We start from the raw sequence: 19,870 nt of genomic DNA on the forward strand, positions 1-19,870 counted from the left end.
CTGATGCCCTTTAACACCCGCGCTGCATTCAAACTCACCCTTGCCATTGCTGCTGCCATCTGTACTCAGTCAGTACAGGCACAGGAGAGCAACGAACGACTCTGGAGCTGTAACCTGACTCCGTCTGGAGAATGGGACTGTGAAGTCAATGAAGCCCTGATGCAGCAACAAGAGGGCACACCCTCTGCCAGTCAAACAACGGCGGAGACCGATTCCACAACCGGGCAGGACACGCTCCAACCCAGTGACTCCTCTACAGCGGATACAACTGCAACGGCCGCCACACAGAAAGAAGCGGCAGCTGAAACAGGCGCAGAATCCGTCAGCATCAGCACTGTATCTGCAGCGCCGCCCGTTACTGACACAGAGTTGAAAACAGGCGCACCAGCGGCCATACAGTGGCCTGAGCCTGCAGCGGCTACACTACGATCGGAGCCCATCATGGCTCAAACACAGATTGCAGCCCCCCCCACCACCACTGGGGACTGGAGCTGTGTCGCTGTCGACGGTGAGTGGGACTGCAACCGTCAAAATGATACCAGTGGCCCTCGCCCAGGCATGGCCATTGCGGGACCGAGTGCTGCAATGACCGGCAAGCCGGAGTGGAGCTGCGAAGCTGACGGCAATGAATGGGCCTGTCAGCAGGTCGCCACTCAGGCCCCCTCTCAGCCTGCGGCCCAGGGCGCTCGCATCGCGACCCCTGCCAATCAAGCCTCGCTGGACTGGTATGCCTACGCACCCGGTGAGGCACCTGGTGCCTGTACTGGCCGCTACATTGAACCTGAATTTGCCTTTCTGGAAGATAACCGCCCCTTTGATCAACAGCCGGTCTATATCAATGCGCTCAGATCCAGCACAGAGCTTGGCGGCATTACCCGGCTGGAAGGTGGTATCGAAATACAACGCGGTGGCCGCCTGTTTACAAGCGCCAGTGGCGAATTTGACCAGGGCGCGCGCGTTGCTCGCCTGATTGGTGGCGTTAATTACCGGGAAAAAGGCCTCCTTCTTCTGAGTGAGCGGGCCGAAGCGAACATGATCAGCGGTGAGACCCGATTCGATGGCGCTCAATATGTGATGCATGAGCAGCACATGCGTGGCAACGCGGACAACATCACTCGCTTTGGTGATCGTCGTATTCTGTTGAACGAAGGCGCCATCACATTCTGCGAGCCTGGCAGCAATGCCTGGCAAATCGCAGCGGAATCCATTGAGCTCAACCCCGAGGCCGGACGAGGTGTCGCCAGGCATGCCACATTTGATGTTGCTGGCGTCCCCATCCTGTACACCCCTTATCTGTCATTCCCGATTGATGATCGTCGCCAGTCAGGCTTCCTCTACCCCAGCCTTGGTTACTCGGAAAGCAATGGGATCGATATCGCCATTCCCTACTACTTCAATCTGGCCGAGAATTTCGACGATACACTGACCCCACGCTACATCGGTGAACGCGGGTTGCTGCTGGAAAATGAATTCCGTTACATGAACCGCTGGTCACACAGCACTCTGAGTACAGCCTGGATGTCCGATGACAGTCGTTATAACGACAGTCGCTGGCTTTTTGGCGTCGATCATAAGGGCACCCCTTATGACAACCTCTACAGCCGTATCGACTTCACCCGAGTCAGTGACGATGATTACTTTGAAGATCTTGGCACATCACTCGAAGTTCAGCGTGATGACCACCTCGATCAGCTGTTTGAGCTACGGTATCTGCAGCCGAGCTGGAATCTTGCACTGCGTACTGAAAGCTATCAGACCATTGGTGGTTCCACTCCCTATGAACGTTTGCCGCAGCTGTTGCTGACAGGCCATCAGAACCGCCTTGCCGGCATATTGGATCTAAGCTATCAGGCCGAATACACACGCTTTGAGCGTGACCTCGACAGTATCTACGCACCGGCAGGTGATCTGGCAGCGACTGTTGGCGACCGTGTACATCTGCGCCCCAAGCTGAGTCTGTCTCTTGACCGTCCCTGGGGGTTCATCCGTCCGGCCGTTACACTTTGGCACTCATCCTATGAGCTCGAAAACGAGCGCAATGGCGCCTTGGGAGGTAGCCAGTCAATCACTGCCAGTATTTACAGCCTGGACAGTGGACTGGTACTTGAACGTGATTTTGGCCTCGCTGAAAGCAACTATACGCAAACGCTTGAACCTCGTTTATTCCTGCTGCATTCGGACGCCGACGAGCAACCGGATTCACTGATTCCCCGGTTTGACTCGTCACAGCTCGGCTTTACCTACTACAACCTGTTCCATGAAACCGGCTGGAGCGGTAACGACCGGGTAGCTGACACAACGCAGGCAACCATTGGTTTGTCCAGTGCCCTGTATAATGATCTGGGTATGGAAAAGCTGCGCGTGGGTGTGGCTCAGGCACAGTATTTTGCTGATCGTGAGCACGCGGGTCGTCCGGGTGATAACATTACAGGCTCTACTGCAGGCAGCTCCAATTTGGCCACTCTGGCCAACTGGAGTATCACGCCCAGCCTGAAGCTGAGTCATGATGGCGAAGTTGATCGCGACAGTTACGAGTTTCTGGAACACAACTACAAGCTAAGCTATCTGCCGGGTGACAAGCGCCTGCTCTACGTGAGTTATCGTGACAGTATCGAAAAGGATCTCAATGAAGGTGTTAAGCAGCTGGATGTAGCCTTTCGCTGGCCCCTTAACAAAAGCTGGACCAGTTACGGTCGCTGGCAACATGACCTGGACAACAGCGAAAACCTTGAAACCCTGCTCGGGGTCGAATACGCCAGCTGCTGCTGGAAGATGCGCCTTACCGGTCGCAGCTGGGTAGTTGATCCAAATACAGTTGCCCAAAACCAGTTTGAAACCGATACAGGCATCTTCCTGCAATTCGTTTTCCGAGGCCTTGGCGCCTTTGGACAAGGCAGTGGCCGCGAGTTCCTGGAAGATATCACCGGATATGATGAGGATGAAAATGGCTCTTTCTAAACTGAGGCACCCCCTTGCGGCCTTGCTACTGTTCGCCCTGCCGCTGACCTCCGTCAACGCCGAGTTACTCGATCGCGTAGCCGCCATCGTAAATGAAGATGTGGTTCTGGAAAGCGAGCTTGAACAGCGGTTGGAGCTGGTGACTGAACAGATTAATGCCCGCGGTGAAGACACGCGCCTGCCACCCGAAAATATCCTTAAACAGCAGGTGCTGGACCGCTTGATTCTGGAAAGCATTCAGACACAAACTGCCCAGCAGCAGGGCATCCGCGTCTCCGACCGCCAGCTGAACGATGCTCTGGAACGCATCGCGCAGCAAAACAACATGACGCTGGGACAGTTCCGCGAAGCACTGATTGCCGAGGGCCAGGATTACAACGCCGCTCGTGAGCAGATTCGGCGCGAAATTCTGCTCAGCCAGGTGCAGCAGAGTAACGTCAACCGTCGCATCAGTGTCTCTGACCAGGAGGTACAAAACTTCCTTGATTCAGAGTTGGGACAGCAGGAAATTCAGGCGGAATTTCAGTTGCGCAACATCCTGATCGCACTGCCTGACGGCGCTTCGCCCCAGATGATTCAGCAAGCCGAGGAGAAGTCACGCGACCTGTATCAGCAGCTGCAGGAGGGTGCAGACTTTGCCGAACTCGCACTGGCGGTATCCAATGCCCCCAATGCGCTGCAGGGTGGGGAACTGGGCTGGCGGCGCGAGTCCGAACTGCCTGAACCACTGGCTGCAGCCATCGGCAAACTGAGCCCTGGTCAGATCAGCCAGCCAGTTCGCACTCCCGGCGGCTTTCATATCCTCAAAGTTGAGGACAAGCGTGGTGGCAAGGTCCAGCTGGTGAGTCAGGTTAAGGTACGCCATATTCTGCTGACGCCAAATGAGATTCGCAGTCCCGAACAGACCCGCCGCCTGATCGACGAGCTGTACCGCCGCCTGCAGGATGGCGAACCCTTTGATGAACTGGCCCGTCGCTACAGTGACGATGCCGCCAGCGGCTCGCAGGGCGGTGACCTGGGCTGGACCCAGAATGGCCAGATGGTGCCTGAGTTTGAGCAGGTGATGAACAGCACCGACAAGGGTGAGATCAGCGAGCCTTTCCAGTCACGTTTCGGCTGGCACATTCTGCAGGTACAGGATTATCGTACACAGGACATGGGGGAGGAGATGCTGGAATCACAGGCACGCAACAGCATTCGCCAGCGCAAGTTCTCAGAGGAATTGAACAACTGGCTGCGCGAGATTCGATCTCAAGCCTATATTGAGCGCAAGATTTGACTGTGAGTTGCCCACGCCTTGCCCTCACCCCCGGGGAGCCTGCCGGTATAGGCCCTGAGCTCTGCGTACAGCTGGCCCAGCAGGCGTTTCCCTGCCAGCTGGTTGCCGTAGCGGACCCGGAGCTGCTGCGCCAGCGTGCTGCAGCCCTGGGGCTTGAACTTGAAGTGCTCCCCTTCAACAGTGTCGAACCTGCTGTGCCCGCTCAGCCTGGAGCCATTTATTGCCAGCCGGTACAGCTCACGGCCAAAAGTGAACCCGGCCTGCTGAACCCGGCCAACGCTTCCTATGTGCTGGAAACGTTGCGACAGGCAACGCTGGGCTGCCTTTCCGGCAGCTTCGATGCGCTTATCACGGCACCTGTACACAAGGGCGTAATCAATGACGCCGGCATCGCCTTTACCGGCCATACTGAGTTTCTGGAAGAGATGACCGGCAGTCACAAGGTCGTGATGATGCTGGCCACTGAAGGACTGAAAGTCGCCCTGGCTACCACTCACCTGCCTCTTGCCGCCGTATCCGCCGCCATCACCCAACCGCTGTTGCGTGACGTCATTACGGTGCTGCTGCATGATCTCAAGCGGTCATTTGGCATCAAGCAGCCTCGCATACTGGTGGCCGGGCTCAACCCCCATGCCGGTGAGGGTGGCCACATGGGCCGCGAAGAGATCGATGTGATCGAGCCGATACTGGCGGAATTCAGACAGCACGGAGCTGATCTGGTGGGCCCCCTGCCCGCTGATACGCTGTTCACCGAACACCATCTCAAGGATGCCGATGCGGTGCTGGCCATGTATCATGATCAGGGACTGCCCGTCCTCAAGTACAAGGGATTCGGTCGAGCGGCCAACATCACACTGGGGTTACCGATCATCCGCACCTCGGTTGATCACGGTACGGCGCTTGACCTGGCCGGCACTGGGCTGGCCGACATTGGCAGCCTTGAGACCGCGCTGCGTTTTGCCCTCGACATGGCCCGCCATCAATCAGGTAACTGATCAATGAGTAAAAAACCCGTTGGACACAAGGCGCGCAAGCGTTTTGGTCAGAACTTTCTGCACGATCAGGGCGTCATAGGACGTATCATCCGTGCCATTAACCCTCAGCCGGGCGAACATATGGTCGAAATCGGCCCGGGGCTTGGAGCTCTGACTGAAGAACTGCTGGACGCCTGCAATGGCGAACTGGATGCCGTGGAGCTGGATCGGGACCTGATTCCGGTCCTGCGCACGCAGTTTTTCCGTTATGCTGACACCTTCACCATCCATGAAGCCGATGCACTCAAGTTCAACTTTGAGAGCCTGAAACAGGATGAACGGCCGTTACGCATTGTGGGCAACCTGCCCTATAACATCTCGACACCGTTGATCTTTCACCTGCTCAGCTTCAATGGCCTCATTAAGGATATGCACTTCATGCTGCAAAAGGAGGTCGTTGAGCGCTTGGCCGCAGGTCCGGGTGAAAATCACTACGGCCGACTGGGGATTATGGCCCAGTATTATTGCCGCATAGAACCACTGTTTATTGTGCCTCCGGAGGCTTTTTCGCCGGCCCCCAAGGTCGATTCAGCCATTGTCCGTCTGGTCCCCTACGCCGAACCCCCGGTTCCGGCAAAGGATGTGCACCTGTTGCAAACAGTCGTGCGTACCGCCTTCGGCCAGCGCCGTAAAACACTGCGCAACAATTTAAAAACGCTGATTGATGCCGATCAGCTGGAACAGCTGGGTATCGACCCGGGACTACGCCCGGAGCGTCTGACACTGGCACAATTTGTCAGCATCAGCGATGCTTTGACTGCGTGATGAACCCTGCTCACAGGCAAGAGGAAACCGAAAAACTGATGCAAAACCTGGACTACAGTCGAAACATCGAGATCCGTGTCGACACCGCCTACCTGCCGGAACAGTCCGAGCCAGAGGCGCACCGTTTTGTTTTTTCCTACCGAATCAGCATTACCAACAACAATACCGAAAGTGTTCAGCTATTGAGCCGACGCTGGCGCATCACCGACGGCAATGAACATGTTCAGGAAGTTGAGGGTGAGGGCGTGGTTGGAGAAAAACCAGTCATCGAACCTGGCCATACCTACGAGTACACCAGTGGCACCGTGCTTGCTACTGAGGTTGGCAGCATGCAGGGACACTACCATATGGTAACGGGTGACAATCAAGGCTTTGACGCTCAGATCCCCCCGTTCACTCTGGCTCAGCCCAACGCACTGCACTGAGTGTCAGAACAGCCCCGGTTGACGCCGGGGCTGCGTTGCCCAGTCGACAAAGCCACAAATCCCGGGCCGCTGTTGCTCCAGCCTCTGTGCAAACCAGCGCGCCAGCTCAGGCGCCCTCGCATTATCGGGCGAGTGCATGAATATGAAGGGGGTCCTGCCCTCATCAATCCATTTCAGTACCTGTCCAACCCAGGGTTCAAGCCACTGATAGCCCTGCTCCAGTGCCAGCGGTGCAATGAATCTCACCATGGGTGTTAACCCTGTCGCCAATACTCTCAGCGGCAGATCCGGTTTCTGCTGAAGTGCCTCTCGACTGACAGGGTCAGCCGCCGGGTTGGCAAACAGAGCTCTGGTATCAAAACTGATCCGATTGATCCCCGTTTCCATCAGCAGTCTGTTCAGACAACGCTCCGGCTCCCCGCCCTGAAAAAACGCCTGATGCCGAACCTCTACCCCGTAACGCACACCGGCTGGCAGCTGCTGCAGAAAGCGTTCAAGCAGAGTCAGGTCGTTCGGCCCGAAGCTGGCAGGCAACTGCAGACAGAGCATTCCCAACCGCTGCTCCAGCAACAGCATATGATCCAGAAACGCAGCCAGTTCAGCTCCGCAACCGCGCAGACGCGCTGCATGGCTGATGCTTTGGGGAAATTTGAAGCAGAAACGGAAATCTGCAGACGTTTGGCTCTGCCAACGCAACAACGTATCGCGCCCGGGCAGCCCATAGAAGGTCGTATTACCTTCCACTGAATTGAAGCAGGCGGCATACTGGGCCAGATCGGATTGCTGTGCATCCGTCTGGAAACTGTTATCCCACTGCGGATGTTTCCATTGCGGCAGGCCAATATAGTAGTCTGACGACATCGGTAGGGTCTTGTTATACTGCGACTTCACATTCCAGTGCCGACATTGGCACGGCTGTACAGGGTACTCAAAAACAATGGATTTCGCCTCACTTCTCGGGATTTTTTCAGGCATTGCCCTGATCGTCAGCGCCATCCTGTTGGGCGGCAACCCCGATGTATTCGTCAACGTCCCCGGCCTGATGATCGTAGCCGGCGGGACTATTGCAGCCACTCTGCTAACAGTCCAGTTCAAGGATGTACTGAACGCCTTTAAGGCGGCCTGGATCGTATTTACACAAGACAAAACCAATGCGCAGGAAATGATCGATACCATGCTTGAGCTGAGCCGGGTATCACACCGTCACGGTCTGTTGAAACTGGGAGATGTGGAAAGCGACTCCCATGTACTGAAACGCACCTGCAACCTGCTGGCCGAGGCCGCTTCAGAGCAAGTGATCAGAAATACTCTGCAGAATGAGATCGACTCTCTGATCGCACGTCACCATTCGGTACAGGACGTGTTTCGCAAGATGGCAGCCTATGCACCGGCTTTCGGCATGCTGGGCACCCTGATCGGTCTGATCCAGATGCTCAGTCAGTTGAGCAACCCGGAAACCATTGGCCCCGCGATGGCCGTTGCTCTTTTGACAACCTTCTATGGTTCACTTCTGGCCACCATGGTGTTTCTGCCCATTGCCGGCAAACTGCACGCGCGCACCCTGTCTGAAGTCACCAACCTGGAGATTATCCGAGAAGGCTGCATCAGCATCCTCACCAATGACCATTACATGCATGTCTACGAACAGCTGGCCTCCTACCTGCCCGAAGCCCAGCGCAAGCCGATTAAAATCGGTAAGGCACAAAAGCCCGGTGAAGAGAATGCCAAAGCAGCTCGCAAGAAGCCCGAGGCTTCGCGGTGAGCAGTCGTCGACGTGAGCTGACAGATGACTCCGGCTCTCCAGGCTGGTTGATGACCTACGCCGACCTGATGACGCTGCTACTGGTGTTCTTTGTTTTGCTGTTTTCCATGTCCAACCTGGAAAAGGAACGCTTTGCCGATGCAATGCGCTCATTTCAGACAGCTTTCCAGCGTGCCGTCTCCGGTGCGCCCAACAGTATCGTTCCACTGGAACATAACGCCCCAACCACTGACTCAACCGAAATTAACGATACCATTTTGCAAACGCCGGAAGAGCGTCCACAGTCCGATCAGGATTTTGATGCGGATCAGGAAGCACGCGCACTGGAGCTGGAGTGGCAGCAGCTGACGCGTGACATGCAGAGAGCGTTTGAGCTCATGCAGATGCAGGATGCGGTCGAAATCGGCGCACCCAAAGATGGCAAACTCTCTCTACGCGTCAAGGGAGCAGCCCTGTTTGGCTCCGGCTCTGCCGAGTTCAATCGCGCCATGCTGCCGATGCTGGATGCACTGCTTGAGACGCTGGTAATCAACCCAGGCTACAAGCTGGAAATTCAGGGTCATACCGATGATATTCCGATCAGCACAGCTCAGTTCCCGTCAAACTGGGAATTGTCGGCCGTGCGTGCTACCACAGTACTGCGCTATATGGTCGATGCGGGTATCAACCCCAAACGGCTGACAGCAACCGGCTATGGCTCTTCGATTCCGCTTGTACCGAACATCTCGCCAGAAAACAGGGCCATTAACCGCCGCATTGAATTCGTTTTGGAAAAACGGGCTGTAGAACAATGAAACCAAGGATCCATATTCCAGAGCTGGCCGACAACGGACGCAGGGCCTATCGCCTCAAGGTAAACGAGGACGACCCCATCTGGGTTGAAATACAGGGTATGAGCGTACACCTGGAAGACTTGTCTGAAACCGGTATCGCCTTTTTTGCTGAAGCAGACCTGTCGCTCCAGTGCTATCCGGTCAGGCTGAAATTCCAGATTAATGATCGCGCATTCAGTTTTGACTGCTCACTCCAGCTGGTGCGCCAGGTAAATGAACTCTGGTGTGGCGACCTGTCGGGCCTGTCCGAGTTTGAGCACAGAATGCTGTCGCAGTTCGTAACCTGGTGCCAAACACGTGCCATCCGACGCGATAGAATGAAAACGTAATAAACTCTTGACCTTAGCTTAATCCGTGCGTAATATACGCGTCATCAAGTTGATGCGGGGTGGAGCAGTCTGGTAGCTCGTCGGGCTCATAACCCGAAGGTCGTTGGTTCAAATCCAGCCCCCGCTACCAAATTTTAAGAGGCAGACTAGGTACTTACCTGATCTGCCTTTTTTCATTGCGTTTCTTATATTACTCTGTGTAAAAAACCCTCTGACAAAAAATCGCTCCTGCTGAAATATTAAATTTTTCACCTGACTTTTAAGGTACTTTTGCTCAGCTACCACTAAGAATTGCTCAACCTCAAGTTTGGCATCGGCTTAACAAGGAAGGATTACACTAGAATCCGCCCTTGCTGAGGTCATTTGGAGTAGGTATTTTCAACACGCTATGGACTGCCACAATCACGATCAAACTCTTAAATACAATCGGAATTTTTTCAAATTGGGCCGCGGCAATGGCTGAAAGTATGATTTTTTATCCCTACGATCGGAATAGCACTTTCCCCAACGAGGTTATGAAGGGCATAAACTCGCTGCGAGTCATATCCAAATGATGGAACATTAAATCAGCCGCCAACTTTTCATCTCGTTGCATAATTGCCTCAGCAATAGCAATATGTTCTTGAGCAGATTCAGCGGTCATACCCGCAACACGGTGGATATGACGCCTGTAAGGGGCGACTTTTCTTCGCACATTAAACACCGCACTCACCAGTTCATCATTACTGGTCATTTGATACATCAGTTCGTGAAACAGCTTATTTGAGAGAGAGTACTCAGGTACGCCCTCTGCAGAGGCATCAGTTGTTTGCTTGGCCAAAGCCAATAATTCTTTTTTGTCCTCAACGCTCCCAGATCTGGCGGCAAGCCGCGCACAAGACGATTCAAGCACAGCCAAAAACTCCAACAGGGATAATACATAAGTAAGGCTTACTTCCTTGACGAACACCCCACGACGCTCCCGATGCTCAACGAGCCCCTCGCTCTGAAGCCTAGCTAAAACATCTCGAATCGGAGTCCTAGATACACCGAATTCAGCCGCCAGGTCACGCTCGTTTAGACGTTCTCCTGCAATATAAAATCGGTCTAGAAGGCGTTCTTCAATCGTTTTTTTTATCTGATCCCTATCCAAAGGACGCTCCATTTTGCACAAAGCTTGATAGGTGCCCTTTGAGCTGAAGCCCAAAGGGCACTACACATTAAGACTACTTATTGTATTCCGTCAGTACCTCCACTAACAGACCCGCATCATCACCATACGTGCTGGCAAACTCCTGCATATACTTGTCAGTCAGTGAATTGATAAGCTGCTCGTCGTCCTCCTTAAAGCTGATCACTGTTTTTGATTGCGACTCCACAATTTTAGCAAGTCGCTCAGACTCCGCATCAAAGTTTTCCGCAGACCACGCGATCGTGTTCCGGACAGCCTCCCTGACGGCCTGTTGCTCAGATTCGTCCAATCGATTCCACTTACGGAGGTTCATCAGCAGGGCATAAGGTGTACGAACAATGGACCGCTCAAGCCGTGCTGGAGCAACTGTAGCCAGCCCCAGGTTGGCATAGGACGAATTGGTTGTAATAACACCATCCACACCACCTGTCTGCAGCTGTAAGAACTGTTCCGCCGCACTCATGAATACCACTGAAGCTCCAAGGTCTTGCAGAACCGGATCCGTGTACCCACCGACCCCCCTGATCCGTTTACCGGAGAACTCCTTGATGCTGGATATAGGATCCGCAAGGAAAACCGTCGTTTCACCAGACGAGTTCACGAAGCCAAGCAACTTGACTTGAGATGTCTCAAACCGCTTCCCCAGTATATCAAGCACACGAGGGTCATTCGCAAACTCCAACAATTTTGAATCTGTCATCGATTTGGATGGGAAGGGAATTGTGAATATCCGCATCAGATCAACACTGCCAACCGCATAACCACCAAACAAGCTATAGATATCTACCGTGCCTCTGGCAGTCGCCATAAACCCATCCCGGCCTTTTACCAGTGACTCCGATGGATATACTTTTACATCGAAAGCATCAGAGTTGAGCTGGTCAGCAAAGTACTGTGCAGTTTTCCCCCTGAAATCTTCAGTGGGGAAATAATGTCCCAGCCGAAGCACCTCTTTAGCATAAACAGACATCGAAAGCATGGAAGCCAACAGAACTAGCATGAACTTTTTACTTAGCGTTATCATATAAAGCCTCATTTTTTTTATGTGTATAGCGCTTAATAGATAGCTGTCAGCGAGGGAAATACCGAAAGAACGGCAATCGCAACAGCGTACAGTACGATGAACGGGATCGTGCCTCGAATGACCTGAGCAAGCGTAAGCCCAACAACACTATCTCGAACAACGTAAAGACATAGGCCGACAGGCGGCGTTATAACGGCGAAGCACATGTTCACCATAACCACGACACCCAACCAGATGGGGTCAAAGCCATAGGCAATCATTGCCGGAAATATAATCGGGATGGCGATAATCACGAGAGAGATGGCATCAAGCAGCATTCCGAGGAAAAACAGCATCACCATCACAATGATGAAGAATGTCCATTTATTCAGTTCAGCCGAAATAACCATCTCGGCGACATGTTGAGGCACCTGCGCATTGCTGAGGGCATAACTGAACACCATTGCGAATGCCAGTATTGCCAACAACATGCAGTTGGTCTTGGTGGATTTGACGAGTGCCTGTGAAAAAGTTTGTACCGATAGTGAGCCTTTTAAGGCCGAAATGACCAGCGCACCGAAAACCCCTATTGCAGCTGCCTCTGTCGGCGTGGCAACACCATTATAGATACTGCCAATGACGACGATGATCAGGAAAATAACTGGCCCCGCAAGCAGTAGCGAGCGGACAAAGCTCAGATTCTCATGCAGTTCAACTTTCACGTCCCCATGGAATTTGCGCTCTTTCATTGAAACGAAGATGACATAGCCACACATCATCAATACGATAACGATCCCTGGAACCAGTGCGCCCGAGAACAGGTCAGCAATCGACGTTTCCGTTACAACACCGTACATAATCAGTGGCAGGCTTGGAGGAATGACCATGCCTAGCCCACTGGAAGCTGCAACGGTACCCGATGACATCTCACCACTGTAGTTACGCTTCATCATTTCGGGTATAGCCACACTGCCGATCACCGCCGCAACACCAACGGCCGTTCCGCTAACTGCTCCAAAAATTGCACCTGCTACAATAGCACTGATTGCGATGCCACCCGGCAGACGGCAAAACCACTTATCTACACTTCGAAACAGGTCTTTGCCAACACCGGAGCTGTTGATAATCTCGCTCATCAGAACAAACAGAGGAATTGCGACCAGCACAAATTCGGAAACAGTCCCCCAAATGATGTCTGAGACTGCCACAGACGCTTCAATGCCGCCTACATACACGATGCCCAACAGAGCTGAGATTGCCAGGGAGAAAGCGACTGGTGTCCCCAGCGCAAGCAGTATCAAAAGCGAGGAGATAACGATGATCACCATCATGCTGCTTCTCCCTGACCAGTATTCACAACTCGGCTGATATTTCGAAGACATTGCCGTAGCGCCTCAAAAGCCAGTACGACTGACCCAATCGGCATTAACATCTGCGGTATATACAGCGGCATCCCCAAAGTAGTGGATGATTGCCAATTCAGTTGATACGACAATAACGCCATATCATAAGTGGCATATCCCACTACCAGTGCGAGGATCAGTACGAGCAGATCCACGAGTGCCATAAAAACCAATTTGGGTGAACCGGAGAGCATATCAACAAATATTGACATGCTGACGTGCCCCCCCTCTCTGTAAACCCGACCCGCCGCAAGAAAAAGTATTGACGAGACCAAATACCCAGAAACTTCAGACACCCAAACGGAGGAAGAACTGAACAAGAAGCGATTAGCCACCTCCCAGGTTATGGATATCACCAAGAAAACCGTGATAATTTGAGAAATTTTGAAGCAAAGATCACCCACTTTTCCAAAAGCACTATCTATTATTTTTATAATCATAAGAACCTCTATTTTTATAAGCGGTGCTTTATTTAGATAAAAAGGCTTGTATGCTCCGCTCTCAAATGAGCCTTTAAGACTTTTCCCATTGCATTTCTTGGCAGCTCCGCAACAACCTTCACGGCTTTAGGCACCTTGTATCCTGCAAGGTTTTCTTTGCATACAGCAATGACATTTTCGGCAATCGTGTCGGATTTCTCACCCGGTACCACCACCGCTACCACGGCCTCACCGAAATCAGGATGGGGCACACCAATGACCGCAGACTCCTGTACCTCAGGGATGGCATCAATGACCAGCTCAACCTCTTTGGGGTATACGTTATATCCTCCTGATATGACGAGATCTTTCCCCCTCCCCGAGATATACAGATAACCTTCTTCATCAAGTCTCCCCAGGTCACCGGTTTTAAACCAGCCATCACGTGTAAACTCTTCTGCTGTCTTCTCGGGTTTGTTCCAGTACCCTTTCATAACAGCTGGCCCCTTTATCTCGATTGAGCCGACATCACCAACTGCAACACTATCGCCACTCTCCGCAGTGATCCTTACCTGAACGCCTTCAATGGGAAGGCCAACAGAGCCAATTTTACGTTCCAAATTATAGGGGTTGCTGGTAATGATGGCGGATTCCGTCATGCCATAACGTTCCAAAATGACGTGGCCCGTGCGTTCATAGAACTGCTGACTGGACTCTTCAAGCAACGGCGCTGATCCAGAGATGAACAATCGCATTCTGCGCGTCAATTCTTTATCAAAGCCTGGGGCTGCCAACAGGCGAGTGTAAAAGGTGGGCACTCCCATCATGACCGTGCTCTGTGGGATGTTTTCCATGACCGTCGTGGTGTCAAACTTCTCCAAAAAGATCATTTTACTCCCGGAGAGCAACACGCAATGCGTTGAAATAAACAGGCCATGTGCATGAAAGATAGGCAATGCATGTAACAGCACATCAGAGTCATCAAACATCCACGCTTTGGTTAGCGCCTGTGCGTTCGAGGTTAGGTTGGCGTGGGTAAGCATCGCCCCTTTAGGCTGCCCGGTCGTTCCCGAGGTATAGATAATAATCGCAACATCGGAGCCATCCCTCACCACCGGGGGAGCCAACTCTTCATGGATAACATCGGCCAAAAGAGTGGCACATTCACCACTATCGTTAAATATCACCGAGCCAAGGCGAACATGAGCATCAATCGCTTTTTTATTTTCCACGGCCTTTGCAGCAGAGCAAAAAAATATTGCAGGTTTGCAGTCACAAAGAAAATAATCGACCTCTTTGGGTGTATATGCGGTGTTCAAGGGTACAAAAATACCCCCTACCCTGAGGACAGCCAAGTAAAGAAGAAAACCATGCGGACTTTTATTTATTTGGGCCGCGACCCGATCACCAGGTTCAACCCCAAGGTTATGGAGATGCTCTGAGAAAATAGAGGTTATATTCAACAGATCATTGTAGGTGTACGTCTTTCCTGCGTGCTCGACCATAAATATTTTTGATCCAGACACGGATGCAGATTCTATAATTCGACTGAAAAAATTCTCATTCATTATTATTATCCTTCAATACGGTCAATTATTTTTAACGCAATGAGTTCAACATTTACTTTTTTGACATCACCAGACACAATAATCTGATCAACAACGCCATAAGGCAGGGCCTGAACCTTAACGTTTGCAGAAGCCGTCACTTCAGTGGATGCAGAGGCAAGCGCTATGTAGAGCCCGCCTGAGACATCTTCTGCAAAGTGGCATATGACCTCACAGCCCTCATCCACCTTGTGATAAATTGCTTCAGACAGCCCATAAAGCAGATAGCTTTGGTACGCATTTTCATCCTGAGTATTGAGACTGTGGCATGGCCATTCACACGTAAGGGTGAGTGTATTTTCTCGATCCCAGTCTGTTACAGCCGATATCAGGGCCGCGAGGTCTACAACGGAGGGAGCGGTAGTTCCTGCACAGTACAAACCTGCAGCATTGATGTGCACTCGGGGGGAAACATTCTGCGGCCCTGCTGCCACGGGTATATGAGCCATATCCAACTCAGCCGCATTTGGACCGCTGCGAGTAAGAGCCTCTATTAATGCCCTCTTCACCTCGCTTTGACCTTCAGCCCAGACCCCTGATGCATCTTTTTCAATACGATTCTCTGCAGCGATAATCGCACTCACATCCTGGTTCCGGTTATCCGAGAGTTTCTCCAGCACTCGAGGACCTGTCATCGAGACACGAGTAGAGGGCTCATAGATACGCGTATCCCCCCCCATCGCAAGCAGACTGGCTCCACCAAAAACATTTCGCCCCATAAGGACAATGAAGCGGTGGCCTCCCGTTCGAAACTCAAGAACAGACCTCAGCAACTTTCTAAAAGACGCCTGAATACCGTCTCCTTCGCTTAGTCTTGCTCCTGCCGAGTTGAGATAAAAAAGAATGGGCCAGCGTTTCTTTGCAGCGTATTCAAATACTTTGCAAATATGGTCAATTTCAACCGCACCAAGAGCGCCTTTATCTGCTGTATTCTCGGAGCGGATCAATACAACAGGCTGGTCGTGAAAGCGCGCGCACCAACTGGTCACTGAAAGCGGGTTGCCTGTTAAACCAAGCGCCAAAGAATTCAAAAGTGCGACATGCTCGTCGATGAACGTACGCATGAGCTCCATGGTATTTCCTTTTTGTTTTTTGGTATACCAAATATAGCAACTGAAGCACCATATGAGTATATTAGACTTTAGTCTAAATCAATGTGTATCGTCGTCATGCCTTTGTATGATTCCAACACATACAGCACCAGCATGCTTATGACCTGCTCTACACCCTCAGATCACTGGATTTTTCAGTCAGCAGCACGGCTTGGGAGCATCAGGAGGGACGCGCGTACCCGGGTGCTGCCATGCTCAGTGGAAAAACCGCTGCAGCCATGATCAACACCCTTGGTATTCCTTTAGTTCGAGTTGGTTACCCATGGATCGGAGATGCTCAGGTGCCAGAAGAGTTTTCCGAAGGCCTGGGCGGCATGGGTGTAAGTAACATTGATGATCTAATAAAACCAATTGAAAACATTATCTACTCAATTATCGCCTGCTGTACCAGGGCAAGAGAAGAGATAAACATATAACCATCCTGGAATAGGTCATTTGTAAAAAATGGCCTATTCCGGCTTAACGCAAGGCAATTTTTCAGGGCAATGATTGTGATAGTTTACATGACTGATAATCCAAAAGCGTTCATGCCCCTCCCTCCTTTTGCACACGATACGCGACCTGTCGTCTTGTAACGCCGAGCATTTTCGCTGCCTGAGTCAGATTACCGCCCGACTTTTCCACAGCCATGTGATAGATGCGATTCAGATGCGTTTCCATATCAACTGAACTGCCAATCAGTGACTCATAGAGGCCATCAAGACCGGCCTCTTCCAGTTTGTGCACCTGCCCGCCGGGACTGAGCCCCGCGCCGGAAATCGACAGCCCTGCCTTGCCCGGGAACAGATGCTCGATTTCGATCGGGCCGCCTTCTGGCGCGAGGAGGACCGCTCGCTCTATCAGATTTTCAAGTTCACGTATGTTGCCCAGCCATTTGTATTCAGTCATGGCTTGCATTGCGCCGTCCGTAATCCCACTGATGGACTTGCCGTAGAGCGGCAGAAACTTGTCCAGCATGGCCTGAGCCAACAGCGGGATATCCGATTTTCGCTCACGCAACGGAGGTATGTTGACCGGGTATGTCGCTATTCGATAGAAAAGATCCGCCCTGAAGGCACCATCCGCAATTGCCTTCTCCAGATTCACATTAGTTGCGGCAATGAGCCGAACATCCACCTTGCGTGTCTGGTTGTCACCCAACCGTTCAACTTCCCCACTTTGAAGCACACGCAGCAGTTTGACCTGCGCCGAGGGCGAAAGATCGCCAACCTCATCAAGAAAAAGGGTACCTCCATTTGCCCGCTCGAAACGTCCGGGCCGTGACTCCTGAGCGCCCGTGTAGGCGCCTCGGCGAACGCCAAACAGCTCGGCTTCAATCAATTCATTTGGGATGGCTGCGCAGTTAATGGCTACAAATGGCTGCTCGGCACGGGCACTATTGTCATGCAACCATTTGGCAAAGACCTCCTTGCCCACGCCTGGTCCACCGAGAAGCAGCACATTGATCGGTCCACGACAGGCTTTTTGCAAAAGGTCGAACGCCTTTGCAAAACCGGGAGACTGGCCGACCAGATTCCCCCGATTCAGCGGCTCAAGTCTGGGCCTTGAGCCGCGCAACTGCTGCAGCTGCTCTTCAAGATCGCAGCCGGAGGTCGGCACCTGATCCATTCTGAACAGGTCAATGTAGCTGTCATCGTTCCACTCTTCCGCGGGTTTCCCGATGATCGTGCAGTGAGGATCCCCCTTACAGGCACATTCAACCTCTCGAAATACGATGAACCTTCGGAAAAACGTACTGACATAACCTGAGGCATAACCGACCAGGGTCCAGCAGCCAACATCGTCGCCAACACCATACTTCTGGATATGCGCTTCAGCTTCCCAGGACCCTTCCATGCGGACATGTCCATCGAAGCTGCCTTTCTCCCAATCGATATCGGCCTGAGTGATTTCGGCCTTGACCTGCCCTTCGAAAGCATGAAGCTCGGGACCAATCTTGAATACATCATAGTCATCACCGGCCCCGTACAGCTGCATGGCAACCTGAGCATCAAGCTGACCGGCCTTGAACCCCATCCGAATCAGGACCCCACGGGCACGTGCCTCGCTCATATTTGAGAACAGCTCGTCTCTCAAACTGCTCAAGGCTTGCGTATGCAGCAGCAACATCCGATTTTCACACAACCAGATGTGACCATTGTCGATATTGAATTTGAGTTTCGAGCGCAGATTGAAATGCTCGATCAATCTTTTCTCACTCATGGACTATCCACTCAGGCCACAGTTGCTGGTATTGAGGAAGACCCGGGCCTACGCCAGTGTCAATATAGCTTCACAGGCTTGTTTGACTTTCTGGTATGCCGGTCGGACCTGCTGCACCCCCAACTCTCTGGCCTGCAACAGTTCACCACGTTCGGCCAACTGAAAAATCACATCCCGGGACGAACGGTAATCCCTGATCGCTGTTCGCAATGCCGTTATGAGCTGGTCTTTAAGCTGGGGGGCCGTGTTGGTGTGACAGGCACCGCTGATCCGATCCACTTGCATGTCGATAAAGCCATCGATTTGCCGAACGCGCCTGATAAATGGCACGACCTGATCAGAGGTTCGCGCATTCATGATCATGATGTTATTCAAACGTATCTCTTCAATTAAATCCATCAGGAGCGCATGATCACTTGCCGTCACATCCAGATCACTGGCCATATCCTTGATCGTCGTGAACTGCATCGTCAGCTGACGTATATCCTCATTACAGCTATTAACGAGCTGATCGAGGCGGTTGGACAACTGCTGACCCTCATGCGCCGACGTCGTCAACTGGCCCGTGATATGCAATTGAGCATCGGCACCACCCAGCATGCGCTCTGCTTCTTGCGAAGCGATGGCTGCATGCTCATCAATACTGTTCAATAGAGCCGATACCTCCTCCGCCACGCCATGCACCGTCTCTGTTGTCTCTGTAGCGACTGTCAGCTGTACATCAAGCTTTTCAATGCCCGCTCCAATACTGTCAATGATCTGCCTGACATCCTGAGTGGAGCGTTCGGTACGCTCGGCGAGCTGGCGTACCTCATCAGCGACCACTGCAAAACCACGCCCGTTTTCACCTGCCCGCGCAGCTTCTATGGCAGCATTCAGTGCCAACAGATTGGTCTTGCCGGCAATTTCCTGAATGATGCTTACGATCTCCCCTATACGTGCAACATCATTGCGTACCGTACCAAAATCACCGGAAACCCTTGTGATCACGTCCAGCATCGTTGCCGCATTTTCCGCCATTTGACTGGCCGTGCCATTCCCCTGCTGTGCGCCGTCCTGTACCAAAGACGATACATCGACCAGCTCGGTGGCCTGTTGACTGATGTCTGATGCATGCCCCGCCACACGTTGAACAACAGTTGTTGTCTGCTCAGCCAGCAGCGCCTGACGATCAGCCGTCGCAACAATTTGTGTGAAGTTTGACACCAGACTGCCCGCCGCATTGGAAAGCGAACGGGTCAATTCGTTGATGCGTGCCGCTTTAGTGACCTTCTCAGCCAACACGTCATTGAGCTGAAGCAGCTGTTCAGCCGTGGATCTGCGGCTCGCGTCTGTCTCGAAAAGAGCGCAAACCCGGTCAGCCGCGTTTACCAACCGCTTTTCCCGTGCCTCACTTGAAAGATGGTAGCCCACTGCCAGCAACAGGGCGAAACCGGTGAGTGCCTTCAATTGAAAACCACCGGCACTGTAAATAATACACACCAGCACCAGCACGAGCGCAGCCAATAAAAGGCGCTCTGATTTCAGCTTTGTTTTTATAGTCATCAGAGATTACTCAAGAATAAAAG

Annotated in this window: 18 protein-coding genes and 1 tRNA gene; 10 read left to right on the plus strand and 9 right to left on the minus strand. The window is 52.4% G+C overall.

Going from position 1 to position 19,870, the window contains the following annotated elements; all coding sequences use genetic code 11:
• The first annotated feature begins 3 nt into the window (after positions 1-3).
• Genes BLV48_RS01195 through apaG form a run of 5 tightly spaced genes read left to right on the plus strand, consistent with a single transcriptional unit; the run spans position 4 to position 6,461 of the window.
• Positions 4-2,958, plus strand: a complete 2,955-nt coding sequence (locus BLV48_RS01195) for an LPS-assembly protein LptD (protein WP_091821806.1) — start codon at positions 4-6, stop codon at positions 2,956-2,958.
• Entirely contained in the window at positions 2,945-4,237 is a 1,293-nt protein-coding gene (locus BLV48_RS01200) for a peptidylprolyl isomerase (protein WP_175527530.1), read from the plus strand. Before BLV48_RS01195 ends, BLV48_RS01200 begins: the two co-directional genes overlap by 14 nt.
• Before the next feature lie 2 nt (positions 4,238-4,239).
• Positions 4,240-5,232, plus strand: a complete 993-nt coding sequence (gene pdxA, locus BLV48_RS01205; protein WP_091821812.1) for a 4-hydroxythreonine-4-phosphate dehydrogenase PdxA — start codon at positions 4,240-4,242, stop codon at positions 5,230-5,232.
• Positions 5,233-5,235: 3 nt separating this feature from the next.
• Positions 5,236-6,036 carry a 16S rRNA (adenine(1518)-N(6)/adenine(1519)-N(6))-dimethyltransferase RsmA gene (gene rsmA, locus BLV48_RS01210; protein WP_091821815.1) on the plus strand — a complete coding sequence of 267 codons (801 nt, stop codon included), beginning with the start codon at positions 5,236-5,238 and terminating at the stop codon, positions 6,034-6,036.
• Positions 6,037-6,074: 38 nt separating this feature from the next.
• Positions 6,075-6,461 carry a Co2+/Mg2+ efflux protein ApaG gene (apaG, locus tag BLV48_RS01215; RefSeq protein ID WP_091822836.1) on the plus strand — a complete coding sequence of 129 codons (387 nt, stop codon included), beginning with the start codon at positions 6,075-6,077 and terminating at the stop codon, positions 6,459-6,461.
• Between the two features lie 3 nt (positions 6,462-6,464).
• Here the strand turns inward: apaG and BLV48_RS01220 are convergent, their stop codons facing one another.
• The gene (locus tag BLV48_RS01220) at positions 6,465-7,322 is read right to left on the minus strand and encodes a DUF72 domain-containing protein (RefSeq protein WP_091821818.1); all 858 of its coding nucleotides are present in this window, start codon (positions 7,320-7,322) and stop codon (positions 6,465-6,467) included.
• A gap of 76 nt (positions 7,323-7,398) precedes the next feature.
• Here BLV48_RS01220 and BLV48_RS01225 point away from each other — a divergent pair, with 76 nt between their 5' ends.
• The 4 genes from BLV48_RS01225 (at position 7,399) to BLV48_RS01240 (ending at position 9,515) form a co-directional block, all read left to right on the plus strand.
• Positions 7,399-8,223 (plus strand): motility protein A, encoded by an 825-nt coding sequence (locus BLV48_RS01225; RefSeq protein ID WP_091821821.1) that lies wholly within the window; start codon positions 7,399-7,401, stop codon positions 8,221-8,223.
• A complete protein-coding gene (locus BLV48_RS01230) occupies positions 8,220-9,017 on the plus strand; it encodes a flagellar motor protein MotB (protein ID WP_091821824.1) in 798 nt (265 codons plus the stop codon). Before BLV48_RS01225 ends, BLV48_RS01230 begins: the two co-directional genes overlap by 4 nt.
• Entirely contained in the window at positions 9,014-9,385 is a 372-nt protein-coding gene (locus BLV48_RS01235; protein ID WP_091821828.1) for a PilZ domain-containing protein, read from the plus strand. Before BLV48_RS01230 ends, BLV48_RS01235 begins: the two co-directional genes overlap by 4 nt.
• Positions 9,386-9,438: 53 nt before the next feature.
• Positions 9,439-9,515: transfer RNA gene (locus BLV48_RS01240), tRNA-Met, on the plus strand.
• Positions 9,516-9,866: 351 nt separating this feature from the next.
• Here the strand turns inward: BLV48_RS01240 and BLV48_RS01245 are convergent.
• The 6 genes from BLV48_RS01245 to BLV48_RS01270 all read right to left on the minus strand — a co-directional run bounded on the left by BLV48_RS01245 (position 9,867) and on the right by BLV48_RS01270 (position 16,061).
• The gene (locus BLV48_RS01245; RefSeq protein ID WP_175527531.1) at positions 9,867-10,517 is read right to left on the minus strand and encodes a GntR family transcriptional regulator; all 651 of its coding nucleotides are present in this window, start codon (positions 10,515-10,517) and stop codon (positions 9,867-9,869) included.
• Positions 10,518-10,590: 73 nt separating this feature from the next.
• The gene (locus tag BLV48_RS01250) at positions 10,591-11,580 is read right to left on the minus strand and encodes a TRAP transporter substrate-binding protein (protein ID WP_175527532.1); all 990 of its coding nucleotides are present in this window, start codon (positions 11,578-11,580) and stop codon (positions 10,591-10,593) included.
• 32 nt (positions 11,581-11,612) lie between these two features.
• Positions 11,613-12,890, minus strand: a complete 1,278-nt coding sequence (locus BLV48_RS01255) for a TRAP transporter large permease (protein WP_175527533.1) — start codon at positions 12,888-12,890, stop codon at positions 11,613-11,615.
• Entirely contained in the window at positions 12,887-13,402 is a 516-nt protein-coding gene (locus BLV48_RS01260) for a TRAP transporter small permease subunit (protein WP_091821841.1), read from the minus strand. The genes BLV48_RS01255 and BLV48_RS01260 overlap by 4 nt, the downstream gene beginning before the upstream one ends.
• A 32-nt stretch (positions 13,403-13,434) precedes the next feature.
• On the minus strand, positions 13,435-14,949 hold the full coding sequence (locus BLV48_RS01265; protein WP_091821844.1) for an AMP-binding protein: 1,515 nt from the start codon (positions 14,947-14,949) through the stop codon (positions 13,435-13,437).
• 5 nt (positions 14,950-14,954) lie between these two features.
• Positions 14,955-16,061 carry a hypothetical protein gene (locus BLV48_RS01270; RefSeq protein WP_091821847.1) on the minus strand — a complete coding sequence of 369 codons (1,107 nt, stop codon included), beginning with the start codon at positions 16,059-16,061 and terminating at the stop codon, positions 14,955-14,957.
• 230 nt (positions 16,062-16,291) lie between these two features.
• Between BLV48_RS01270 and BLV48_RS01275 the strand changes: the two genes are divergently transcribed.
• A complete protein-coding gene (locus tag BLV48_RS01275; RefSeq protein ID WP_175527534.1) occupies positions 16,292-16,516 on the plus strand; it encodes a hypothetical protein in 225 nt (74 codons plus the stop codon).
• Positions 16,517-16,625: 109 nt separating this feature from the next.
• Here BLV48_RS01275 and BLV48_RS01280 read toward each other — a convergent pair whose 3' ends face one another.
• Complete coding sequence (locus BLV48_RS01280; RefSeq protein WP_091821850.1) at positions 16,626-18,302, minus strand: sigma-54-dependent Fis family transcriptional regulator; 1,677 nt, start codon at positions 18,300-18,302, stop codon at positions 16,626-16,628.
• 48 nt (positions 18,303-18,350) lie between these two features.
• Positions 18,351-19,847, minus strand: a complete 1,497-nt coding sequence (locus BLV48_RS01285; RefSeq protein WP_091821852.1) for a methyl-accepting chemotaxis protein — start codon at positions 19,845-19,847, stop codon at positions 18,351-18,353.
• Positions 19,848-19,870: the final 23 nt, after the last annotated feature.

This window comes from Marinobacterium iners DSM 11526 (genome assembly GCF_900107855.1).
Classification (GTDB): domain Bacteria; phylum Pseudomonadota; class Gammaproteobacteria; order Pseudomonadales; family Balneatricaceae; genus Marinobacterium; species Marinobacterium iners.

Coding starts and splice junctions, on each gene's coding strand:
- BLV48_RS01250 (WP_175527532.1), bottom strand. CDS start 11,580: ATGATAACGCTAAGTAAAAAGTTCATGCTAGTTCTGTTGGCTTCCATG.
- BLV48_RS01275 (WP_175527534.1), top strand. CDS start 16,292: ATGCTCAGTGGAAAAACCGCTGCAGCCATGATCAACACCCTTGGTATT.
- BLV48_RS01255 (WP_175527533.1), bottom strand. CDS start 12,890: ATGATGGTGATCATCGTTATCTCCTCGCTTTTGATACTGCTTGCGCTG.
- BLV48_RS01195 (WP_091821806.1), top strand. CDS start 4: ATGCCCTTTAACACCCGCGCTGCATTCAAACTCACCCTTGCCATTGCT.
- BLV48_RS01280 (WP_091821850.1), bottom strand. CDS start 18,302: ATGAGTGAGAAAAGATTGATCGAGCATTTCAATCTGCGCTCGAAACTC.
- BLV48_RS01225 (WP_091821821.1), top strand. CDS start 7,399: ATGGATTTCGCCTCACTTCTCGGGATTTTTTCAGGCATTGCCCTGATC.
- BLV48_RS01285 (WP_091821852.1), bottom strand. CDS start 19,847: ATGACTATAAAAACAAAGCTGAAATCAGAGCGCCTTTTATTGGCTGCG.
- BLV48_RS01220 (WP_091821818.1), bottom strand. CDS start 7,322: ATGTCGTCAGACTACTATATTGGCCTGCCGCAATGGAAACATCCGCAG.
- BLV48_RS01265 (WP_091821844.1), bottom strand. CDS start 14,949: ATGAATGAGAATTTTTTCAGTCGAATTATAGAATCTGCATCCGTGTCT.
- BLV48_RS01235 (WP_091821828.1), top strand. CDS start 9,014: ATGAAACCAAGGATCCATATTCCAGAGCTGGCCGACAACGGACGCAGG.
- BLV48_RS01270 (WP_091821847.1), bottom strand. CDS start 16,061: ATGGAGCTCATGCGTACGTTCATCGACGAGCATGTCGCACTTTTGAAT.
- rsmA (WP_091821815.1), top strand. CDS start 5,236: ATGAGTAAAAAACCCGTTGGACACAAGGCGCGCAAGCGTTTTGGTCAG.
- BLV48_RS01200 (WP_175527530.1), top strand. CDS start 2,945: ATGGCTCTTTCTAAACTGAGGCACCCCCTTGCGGCCTTGCTACTGTTC.
- BLV48_RS01260 (WP_091821841.1), bottom strand. CDS start 13,402: ATGATTATAAAAATAATAGATAGTGCTTTTGGAAAAGTGGGTGATCTT.
- apaG (WP_091822836.1), top strand. CDS start 6,075: ATGCAAAACCTGGACTACAGTCGAAACATCGAGATCCGTGTCGACACC.